This window comes from Calderihabitans maritimus, from assembly GCF_002207765.1.
Taxonomy (GTDB): domain Bacteria; phylum Bacillota; class KKC1; order Calderihabitantales; family Calderihabitantaceae; genus Calderihabitans; species Calderihabitans maritimus.
In genome coordinates, this window is record NZ_BDGJ01000197.1 from 78,629 (window position 1) to 88,855 (window position 10,227).

The 10,227-nt window shown below is 54.3% G+C and carries 10 protein-coding genes; all 10 read right to left on the reverse strand.

From position 1 onward, the window contains the following. Positions 1 to 30: 30 nt before the first annotated feature. Positions 31 to 1,233 (reverse strand): D-glycero-beta-D-manno-heptose 1,7-bisphosphate 7-phosphatase, encoded by a 1,203-nt coding sequence (gene gmhB / locus KKC1_RS14240; protein ID WP_088555085.1) that lies wholly within the window; start codon positions 1,231 to 1,233, stop codon positions 31 to 33. Further along, positions 1,227 to 1,805 carry a D-sedoheptulose-7-phosphate isomerase gene (locus tag KKC1_RS14245; protein WP_088555086.1) on the reverse strand — a complete coding sequence of 193 codons (579 nt, stop codon included), beginning with the start codon at positions 1,803 to 1,805 and terminating at the stop codon, positions 1,227 to 1,229. The genes gmhB and KKC1_RS14245 overlap by 7 nt, the downstream gene beginning before the upstream one ends. A gap of 14 nt (positions 1,806 to 1,819) precedes the next feature. Beyond that, the gene (locus KKC1_RS14250) at positions 1,820 to 3,013 is read right to left on the reverse strand and encodes a glycosyltransferase (RefSeq protein ID WP_088555087.1); all 1,194 of its coding nucleotides are present in this window, start codon (positions 3,011 to 3,013) and stop codon (positions 1,820 to 1,822) included. A gap of 26 nt (positions 3,014 to 3,039) precedes the next feature. Continuing rightward, entirely contained in the window at positions 3,040 to 4,341 is a 1,302-nt protein-coding gene (locus KKC1_RS14255; RefSeq protein ID WP_088555088.1) for a hypothetical protein, read from the reverse strand. Beyond that, on the reverse strand, positions 4,334 to 5,419 hold the full coding sequence (locus KKC1_RS14260; RefSeq protein ID WP_088555089.1) for a glycosyltransferase family 2 protein: 1,086 nt from the start codon (positions 5,417 to 5,419) through the stop codon (positions 4,334 to 4,336). The genes KKC1_RS14255 and KKC1_RS14260 overlap by 8 nt, the downstream gene beginning before the upstream one ends. A 216-nt stretch (positions 5,420 to 5,635) precedes the next feature. Next, positions 5,636 to 6,628 carry a class I SAM-dependent methyltransferase gene (locus KKC1_RS14265; RefSeq protein ID WP_202820105.1) on the reverse strand — a complete coding sequence of 331 codons (993 nt, stop codon included), beginning with the start codon at positions 6,626 to 6,628 and terminating at the stop codon, positions 5,636 to 5,638. A gap of 84 nt (positions 6,629 to 6,712) precedes the next feature. Further along, complete coding sequence (locus tag KKC1_RS14270) at positions 6,713 to 7,462, reverse strand: sugar phosphate nucleotidyltransferase (RefSeq protein ID WP_088555090.1); 750 nt, start codon at positions 7,460 to 7,462, stop codon at positions 6,713 to 6,715. Positions 7,463 to 7,473: 11 nt separating this feature from the next. Next, positions 7,474 to 8,505, reverse strand: coding sequence for a GHMP family kinase ATP-binding protein (locus tag KKC1_RS14275; protein WP_088555091.1), 1,032 nt, complete (start codon positions 8,503 to 8,505; stop codon positions 7,474 to 7,476). A 26-nt stretch (positions 8,506 to 8,531) separates the two neighbouring features. Further along, on the reverse strand, positions 8,532 to 9,245 hold the full coding sequence (locus tag KKC1_RS14280) for a Wzz/FepE/Etk N-terminal domain-containing protein (RefSeq protein WP_192868274.1): 714 nt from the start codon (positions 9,243 to 9,245) through the stop codon (positions 8,532 to 8,534). Positions 9,246 to 9,292: 47 nt separating this feature from the next. Then, on the reverse strand, positions 9,293 to 10,227 hold a 935-nt coding region (locus KKC1_RS14285; protein ID WP_088555093.1), incomplete at its 5' end, for an ATP-grasp domain-containing protein.

Below are 10,227 nucleotides of genomic sequence, written 5' to 3' on the forward strand. Positions count from 1 at the left end.
TCCTCCTCCAGAGTTAACCCGGGAAAGCGTTTAAGGTCTTTCCACGCCGCAAACCTGTCTCATAAATTCCCGGAGATTGCCGCCCGGAAACAGCAGGCCCCGGATACCGGCCGCCCGGGCTGCCGCCACGTCTGCCGGTGTATCGCCGATGAGCAGGCTTCTCTCCCCGTCCACAGGCCACTCGGCCAGGGCCCGCTGTAAAAGTCCCGGGGCGGGTTTCCGGCAGAGGCACTGCCGGCGGTAAATGCCCCGGCCTACCTCGGGATGATGGGGGCAGTAATAGAAGGCGTCAATGTGGGCACCACGCCTTTTCAGCTCTTCATTCATCCACCGGTGCAGGCGCCCGACATCTTCCTCGGAATAGTAACCGCGGGCCACTCCCGACTGGTTGGTAACCACAAAAACAAGCCAGCCGCGGTCGTTCATTTCCTTCACCGCTTCCGGGGCCCCTTCAACCCAGGTAATCTGTTCCGGGCGGTGCACGTAGCCCTTATCCACGTTAAGCACCCCGTCGCGGTCAAAAAACACCGCCGGTTTGCGGCGCCACCGGGGGATAAGTTCATTTGCTTCGCGAAGGGTTTCAGGCAGGCCTATGTCCAGAAAGAAGCCTTCGTACGTTTGCCCCAGCAGGAGCCCCTGCTCCGCCAGGCGGGGAAGAAACCCTCTTTCCAGGGAAGTGAATCCTTGCGGCAACTCTCTCACCGTTTCTTTCCTGAGGACATAGACCCCACCGTTCACCAGTCCCGGCCCGGCACGCCCTTTTTCCGCGAAATCCCGCACTTTCCTCCCCAAAACCGCAACGGCACCATAGCGGCCGGCATCTTCTACCTCCCGCAGGGCCACCGCGGCGGATGCGCGTTGCTTTTCCAGCCAAAGGGCCAGGTCGAGGTAGTTGAAATCAAAAATGGTATCCCCGTTAAATAAAATAAACAAATCCTCCAGCTTATCTAACGCGTGTTTCAGGGCACCTCCCGTCCCCGCCGGAACGGTCTCCATACTATACTCGATTTCTACACCCCAGCGGCTCCCGTCCCCAAAATACTCCCTGATTTGCTCCGCTTTATAACTGACCAGGAACAGAAAGCGGTGGATACCATGTCTCTGTATGTTCCATAGCAGGTGCTCCAAAAAGGGCCTGCCGCCCACGGGCAGCAGCGGCTTGGGAGTTTTTTGCGTGAGTTCCTTCAACCGGGATCCCCTGCCCCCCGCCAGGATTACCGCCTGTTCTAGCACAGGGCCTCCTCCACCATCTGGCAGATGATGTGGCCGACAAGGAGGTGCATTTCCTGTACGCGGGGAGTGGAGTGCGAGGGGACCTCCAGGCAGATATCGCACCATTCAGCCAGCCGCCCGCCCCCTGCTCCCGTCATCCCTATTACCAGCATCCCCCGTCCCCTGGCCGCCCGGACCGCCTCTACAACGTTAGGGGAAGTGCCGCTGGTGGATATGGCCACCAAGCAGTCCCCCGGTTTGCCCAGGGCTTCAATCTGGCGGGCGAACACCCGCTCAAAGGCATAGTCGTTGCCCACGGCAGTGATCACGGAAGTATTGGTGTTGAGAGCCACCGCGGCCAAGGCCGGTCTATCCCGCAAAAACTTCCCCACCAGTTCCCCGGCCAAATGCTGGGCATCGGCCGCGGAACCGCCGTTGCCGCAGAAAAACACGGTGCCGCCCCGGCGGAGATTTTGCGCTATCATTTCCGCGGCGAACTTAATCTTCTCCCGCAGGTTAGCCAGAGAGCTCAGGACTTCCCGGTGTTCCTCCAGGGCTTTATCGATGACAGGCTTTTCATTTCCTTTTCTCATACCCCCGCCCCCTGTCATACCAGCTCATCGATTTCCCGCAGTACCTGCGGTTCAATCACTTCCCAGGTATATTTCTGCTCGACCAGCGCCCGCCCGTGCTTCCCGAGGTGTCTCCTTAATTCTTCATCTTCCAGGACCTTGGCCACTGTTTCCGCAATTTCTTCCGTTGATGCCGCCGCCAAGAGGTGCCTTCCGGGTTCGGCTCCGTGGATTCCCCGCACTCCCACCGGGGTGGTTACCACCGCCTTTTTCAGGGCCATGGCTTCCAGAATCTTATTCTGTATTCCGGCTCCCAGCCTGACCGGAGCCACCACTACCCGGGCCCTTTCCAGGTAAAAATACGGGTCTTCCACAAAGCCGGTGACCCTGACTCCAGGAATATTTTCCAGCTCCAGGACTCTTCCGGTGGGACTGGTGCCCACGATTACAAACTCCATTTCTCTGCCGCTGATTTTTTTCACCAAGGGGAAGACTTCTCGTGCAAAATATACCGCCGCCTCCTGGTTGGGGTAATAGTCCATCTTGCCCAGGAAAACGACCCAGTCTTCTTCCTCGCTGCACTCCGGGCGGGAAAGCACTTCTTCCTTGACACCCATGGGAATAACGACCACCGGACAGGGTTCCTGCCCGGGATTGACCCGGTAAAAACGGGACAGCAGGTAATTTCGGTCAGCGGGAGCAGTAATAAACGCTTTATCGAAAAACTGGAGAACTGCCAGTTCGTAGTTCAACACGCGACGGCTTTCGACCTGGTAAATCATCTTCCAGAGGCCTCTCGCCCGGGAAAGGGAAGACTGGTAGTGCATGGAAATGGCGTCGTGGAAATCGATTAATTTGGGAATCCCGGTTTCCCGCAGGTATTCGGCCATTCTGATATGGTTGCAGTAAATAAGGTCATAATCGCCGGCATGATCCTTCAACCACTCCTGTACTTCGGGTAAGAAGTAGTATTTGACCTGCAGGGGTTTAGCACCGACCAATCCGAACAGGGCCTGCCGGCGCAGGCGGAACCCGGATACCCTGAATACCCTGACCCGGCGGTAAATCTTTTCCAGTTCGCGGTAATTACCGTCCCGGTTTTCATCAATGGCCAGCAGGTCGACCCGGTACTTTCGGGCCAGAATTCGCGACAGGTAATAAATCCTTATTTTATACCCGGCAGTCAGCGGGTACGGAATACGGGATGACATAACGAGCACTTTTTTCATAAAGGCGAGTCCCCCATCAAAGCATGTTACGGCCCGGCGGGGCCGGCGCCGGCCTGCTTCCAGAGATACCTGGAGTCAATCACCGCCAGCCAGAACCAGAAATAGGGCAGCGCAAAGGAGCCGTGCCCTGCTGCCGCCATTAAGAGAAAAGCGGAGAGGGCCGGCCCGGCCGCGGCGAGCAGAGGAGTTTTCGACCGCCAGGAGCGGTGCCGCCGCATATTTTTCACCTGCTGCAGGGCGGTGAGGATGATAGCGGAAAAGAGCCATAAGCCGACCAGGCCGGTTTCGGCCAGTACCCGCCCTACCAGGGTCTTGAGGGTGGGCATGTCGGCCCAGGAAACGGCGGCAATATCGACTTGGGCCACGGCGGGTAAAACCTCGCTGAAATGGGTCGACATCCCTCCCAGGCCGTAACCGAGCAGGGTGTAAGAAGACAACGCGCTGGCCACCGGTCCCCAGGTGCTGTAAAAACGGTTGACAATGGAAATAGTCCAGTCTTCCGATAAAAAGCTCTGCACCTGGCCGGCTGCGTAATTATGGGGAAACAGGACGGCATATCCCGTCACCGCCACCAGGAGAACAATTCCCGTGACGGCGTACAGCCGGCGTCCCGGGCCGACAAGTACCCCGGCCAGCAGAAAGCCGACCATGACCATCAAACCGGTAATACTTACCGTCCATACAAAAGCGATTAAAGTACAGGCCAGAAAGGTCAACCACCACCAAGACTTCCTCGATACGGCGAAGGCTACGAAGGTAACCGGTAAAACTACGATAGCCAGGTAAAAGGCGAAATGAGACGGTTCCAGAGAAAGGCCGCTGGCCCTGACCGGTGCCGTATAACCCAGGGGGACCAACACGGTCCGGATACCGGTTACGATCCCGCCGGCCAGGGCGCTCCCGGTCAACCCCCATATCACGTTGAGCAGGGCCATCGCCAGGGCGGGTAGCGCCCCGGCCGCCACAGCTCCGACCGTGTACCGGTCCGAGACTCTCACCAGTGTTTTCCTCAGGACCAGAAATACCGCCAGACCGGCGAGCAAGGCCGCCATCTGCCGGGCCCAGGCCAGCACGCGGAGCTCTCCCGCCTCCAGTATGATCACGTCTATGAAGAGAGCGATTACCGAATGGATGAGTACATAGACGACAAAAAGGATTACCGCCTTCAGGAGAGGGGTCACGCGCAGGCGGGTAACGGCCAGAGGTAAAAAGAAAACGGCCAGCAGGCTGGTCAGGGGACTGACCTGAGCCGTTATGGGCAGAGGAATACTTTCCAGTGAAAGACCAAATAAAAGCAGGAAACTGATAAAAATGAACAGTTTAGCCATGGGAATTCGCCCTCCACCTGTCGTGCTCCCCGTAGCGACCAAGAAGGAAATCGCGAATAGCCAGTAACTCCGCTCCAACGCAAATCGCTTTTCCCCTGATCAGCGATAATAAAAATTTAAAGGGTCGGGTCAAAGCGTAGAAGGAAAAGCCAAGGACTTTTTCAACTAGTGAACCGTATTTTTTTAAGATAAGCAACCGGTTTTTATTATAATAGTAGACATAAATAGGATGACCCGTGCCGCTACTTCCGCCCGATTTATGGTAAATTTTAGCATCCAGATCAACCCCCATCTTAAGACCCCGTCCGGTTACCACAGACGAAAACGCTACATCTTCATGGGCGAAGAAAAAGTCTTCATCCAGGAGCCCGACGGTCTCAAACAGGCTTCTCCGAACCAGCGGGCAGCAGCCCGAGCAATGCCCTGTTTCACGGGCACCCGACCACGAACGGTCATCCTTCCGCCCGATCCCCGTATGTACGGCGTTGGCCCTCCAGAGCTTCAAGCTTCCCCCGGCATACCAGATGCGTCCGGGATCATCTTTGTAAAGAATCTTGGGACTGACGACCACCCACTCCCTGCGGGATTCCAGGGTGTCCACGAGATGCGTCATACATTGGGGGTCGACCACCGTATCATTGTTGAGAAGGGCTATGTAATCAAAATTTCTCTTCAAGGCGTAGCGAATACCCACGTTGTTGCCTGCCGCAAACCCAAGGTTTTCCGAATTGCGGACAAGAACAATCCGCTGCGACGAAGGTATTTTTTCCCTCTGCGCTTCGCTCAATTTCTCGCCACCGAGCTCCGCCTGAGTGCGGCTATATTCAATAATAGTTACCGGTTTTGGACCTAGGCCCGTAAAAAATTTGGAATCTGCTACAATCTCTCCCCGCGCCCAGGCTCTGAGCTTCTCTATCGAATCATCAGTCGAACCATTGTCCACCACGATTACCTGATAATTGGGATACGTCAACCGCTGCAGGGATTCTAAACATTCAATCGTGTCCCGCCAGCCATTCCAATTGAGCACGATAATCGCTACTCCGGGAAAATTGTTTAGATTTTCGCTCTTCACCATCCGAAAACTCCACCTCCCAACAGTAGTACTCTTTCAATAGCCGTAATCACTAACGGAAAGATACTTGGGAACAATAACCGCCCGTAATACAGCCGCCATCAGCCCAATAGCGTTGGCTATACCCAGGGCCCCCAGATCTGTCAGAAAAGTTTTCAGGCCGCCTTCTACTCTCGTGGTTTCCGTTCATATTCACCTCCATGGCGCAAGACAATTCTCTCAGATTTTCTTCAGAAAGAATGCCGCTTGGTCACCCTGCCTAGTTTCATTGAGTTCTTTAGCCTTCTGGCGAAAATATCTGATGTCCCTGCGAGAGAATATGGAGTTTTTACGACTTACAGAATAAGACCGGCTAGAACAAAGGGGAATTCCGCGCACGTACTGTTCGCTGCCCCAAAATTGGAATTCCCATGAATCAAACACAACCTCGTATATCTTTAGCCCGGCTTTTTTCGCCAGGATATCTAAACTACGTCTGGAATGTAAGAATAGGTGCCGCGGGGCATCTAATTGAACCCAGTTTACACCGTAGTTCTTCCAAGCATACGAATCTACTACCGGAATTCGCACTAGGCATTTCCCTTCGGGGGACAGTAGTTGTGAAACTTTAACTAAAGTATCTTCCGGGTTGGGGATATGTTCCAGTGAATGGTGGAACATTATTAAATCCCAGTTGCCTTCTTCAAGTTTTATAATTGAACATTTTGCTATTTGGAGACCATTACCATAGTCAATGGTTTTTTCTATGTATGGGTCTACCCCCAACAGATTTGTGAATCCAATACTTCTCAGCTCCAGCAGCAGCTTACCGGAGCCACAACCGACATCGAGAATTCTTGAATCTTTGTTTACTCCACTTCTTGCTATCAATTCCATCACTTGATTGGGGAAAACCCTCTGTAGCAACCTGCCTAAAAATCCTCTTTTGGAAACTATGGCCTTATTTCTCAGGTTTTTCAGGTACTGTTTAAATCCGTGTAACAACCCTTTTGTACTTTGAGGATCTGTAAAGCTGCAGTAGTTACTTGGATAATATTTGTGTATTTCTTCCGGGATTTCTAGTATTTGTAAACATCCGCACTCGGAACACTTAAAATACTTAAACTTATCACCGATCCCGAACATCATTTCCTTTACTTCATAAAACTCGTTTCCAGAACTATTGCTGCATATTCTACAAACAGCGGTCGTCTTAACCACGTGTTCAAGCAATGTTTCATCCCCCACCCGCCAAAATTTCAGTAACAACCGACATCCATCCCCGAACACAGTTCTACCTTTTTCCGCTACAGCTCATCAGTCCGTCCCCATAACTCTCTCCATACGGGCATGATACGACGGCTGTCTCGCCAGCTCGTTGGCCCGCAGGAGCGAGTCAAAAGTACCGGCGTCGGTCCACCATCCCCTCAGTGTGCCGTAGGTAAGGGTATTCTGCCTGACATAGGCGTTGTTGACATCGGTGATTTCCAGCTCGCCCCGCCAGGAAGGCTTCAGGGTTCTGATAACCTCGAAAACCTGCGGATCGTACATGTAGATCCCCGTGACGCAGTAGTTGCTCTTCGGTTTCCGAGGTTTTTCCTCTATGCCGATAATGCGGTCCCCTTCGATTTCCGCCACCCCATACCGCTGCGGCTCATCAACTTCTTTCAGCAGGACCCTTGCCCCCTCTGCCTGGCGCCAGAACTGCTCTACATGGTCGCAGAGGTCATCCTCAAAGATATTGTCGCCCAGGATAACCACGCATTTCTCCCCGCCCACAAATTCTTCCGCCAGGCCCAGCGCCTGGGCTATACCGCCAGCGCTGTCTTGAACCCGGTAAGTAAAATCCAGACCCAAATCCCTGCCGCTTCCCAGCAGGTTGACCACGTCGCCCAGGTGCTCTCGCCCGGTAACAATCAGGATTTCCCGGATGCCGGCGGCCTTCAGCTTGTAAATGGGATGATAAATCATCGGGTAATATCCTACCGGCAGCAGGTGCTTGTTGGTAACTTTGGTTAGGGGATAGAGCCGGGAACCCGTTCCCCCGGCCAGAATCACGCCTTTCATCTTATTCCTCCTCATATCATGCCCTCAATTCTCCCTTCCGAGCTTACCCATGACTGCAGTCCATGCAGGTCAAAGTTCCAGTCTATAAGCTTTCCGCCCACTGTTTCCAGGGCCTCGGCTACTACATGCTTCCGGGTGTAGGGACAGTAGAGCAGCAGGTAACCTCCCCCTCCCGCCCCTAACAGCTTTCCGCCCAGGGCACCTTTTTTGAGGGCCAGTTCATAAAGCTCGTCAATGCGCGGGTTGGAGATTTTGGAACTGAGTTTTTTCTTGCTCAGCCATCCCTGGTGCAGCAACTCTCCGAAATTATCCAGCTTCCCTACCAGCAGGGCATTTTTCATCTGGTAGGCGATTTCTTTTAGCTCCGCCAGGCCTTTCACCGTCTGCGCAGCCCCTTTCCGGTAGCGGCCAACCTGGTCCTCTATGATGTTCGCCGACAGCCTGATCCCGCCGGTATAGCATAGCAACAGGTTGTACTGGAGCTCGTTCATTACCTCCGGCCGTATGCGCAGAGGATTAACCACTACGGAATCTCTAAAGAATTCTATGAAGTTGAAACCTCCGAAAGCGGCTGCATACTGGTCCTGCATACCACCGGCTATTTGCAGTTCCCGGCGTTCGATTTCATAAGCGGTATGGGCGATTTCGTAAGCGGTCATAGGTTTTTGCATCCAGTGCCGTATGGCCCCCACCAGGGCAACCACCATGCTGGAGGAAGACCCCAATCCGGAACCGGGAGGGGCATCGCTGTGCAGGTAAACTTTAGCTCCCCGGTCAACTCCCATAACTTTCAGGGCAGCCTTCACCAGGTCGAGCTTCCCGTTATAGACCACCGCAGAAGGTAGATGATATTTTATGTTCAGCTCATAGTCGAGGGAGGTAACGTTAACCACGGTCCTGTTATCAGGTATGATATTGACATAAGCATATTTATTAATGGTAGCCGAAAGCACTGCTCCCCCGTGTTCTTCCGGGTATGGCGGCACATCGGTACCGCCGCCGGCAAAACTAATGCGCAATGGTGCTTTACTCCGGATAATCATGAATGTGCTCTCCTCAGCAGGCCCTTCTATGATTGCTCACCGGTCTCAGGGCTATTCTTAAAATAGTCCAGTAAGCAGGCCATGAATATACCCAAAGTGAGACCCAAAATACCGGCTACGGTGACGTTCAGCAGTTTCCGCGGCCTGACGGGGTATATCGGGGTAATGGGCTGCTCCACCAGCTGGGCGTCCTGCAGGTCCAGGAGTTCTTTCTGAACGTTTCGGTAGGAGGCCAGCAGATCCACCTCTTCCTCCGTTTCTCCCAGCTTTTGCTCCAGCCGCTTCAGGTGCTCCTCTACCAGTCTCCGCTGGGCCTCGTAAATGTGGGAGCTTTTCTCCCGGAGGACGTTAACCATCTCCTGAATTATGGCCTTCGCCGTTTCCCGGTCTTCGTACAATACTTTAATGCGGAGAAAACTGGTATCTTTGATCTCCTTCACGGAAATCTTCTTTTTGAAGGCGGGAAACGCTTCCGCCGGAACGTCCAGCCACAGCCGCTCAATGACCGTCCGTAGCGTGTCGTCGCTGGTAAGTATTTCCTTTACGCTAGTAGGCTGGGTATATACCGGGTGGTCATAGGTGCCCAAAGCCAGGGTGGCGGATACCTCGTACACCGGAGGCAATAAGGTGCTGATCGCGGCACTCAAAATCACTGCGGCCAGAAAAATACCTGTAACCAGCCATTTCCGGCGCCATAAGATCAGTACATACTCTCTCAGGTCCACTTCTTGTTCAAGCAAATTTGATTGCACACCCATCACCTTTCTGAAGCAAGTTCGGGCAGAATTTAAAGGAAATAGGGAGATCCGTCCGGGTCATAAAATACCTCTTCCCAGTAGCGAGTCATGGCCGTCCCCCAGCGGGGCGTCGGAATGTCGGGCGTTTCTCCCAGGGCCAGCTTTACCCCCAGGTAGGGAAGGTTAACCCCGGCTCCCAAGCAGAGGATAATGGTCCCGGACACCCGGGGGTTGATTTCCAGGAGCTTCGGGTTGCCGCCGGAATCGTACCTGAACTGCAGGTTGATGTTGTACTCCAGGGACAGGGCCCGGGATATTTCCCCCGCCGCTTTTATCAAATCGGGTTTGTGCTCCACCCTTCCCCGGAAGGTAATACCTCCCCGGGTTTCTTCCCGGAGCCTGGGAACAGCTACCAGCGGCTCTCCTTTTTTAGCCAGCAAGTCGACGCTGTACTCGGGCCCCGGCAGGTACTCCATGACCAGGAGCTCCGGGAAATCTGCCGCCCCACCCAGGATGGCCGCGCACTCTTCCCGGGAAAGGTAAGTGGAAGATGGCTTTTCATTAAGGAGCAAGCACAGGCGGTCTCTTCGAGCGTCCAGGATGCGGAAGCCCCGGCTCCCCTTGCTTACCGGAGGTTTGAAGCAAACGGGCCGCTCCGGGTATCCCAGACGTTCTACGGCTTTTTCAAATTCCATGAAGTTGGTCACCCGCAAGAAACGGGGAACATACCGACGCAACCCCCGCTTGACTAAGGTTTCATACAATCTCCCCTTATCGTTGGCGGTGCGGATGGATTCGATACCGGACACCATTACCGCTACCGGCAGCCGCTCCCTTGCCTCGGCCAGAGCCCAGAGCTCGTAGGTAGCCAGCGGCAGGATTACGTCCACCCCTTCCCTGGCGGCAATTTCCGCCAGGACGGGCAAAAATTCTTTTTCTGTCCCGCCGGGTACCAGGTAGCCGGCATCCGCCATGGCTAGGCCGG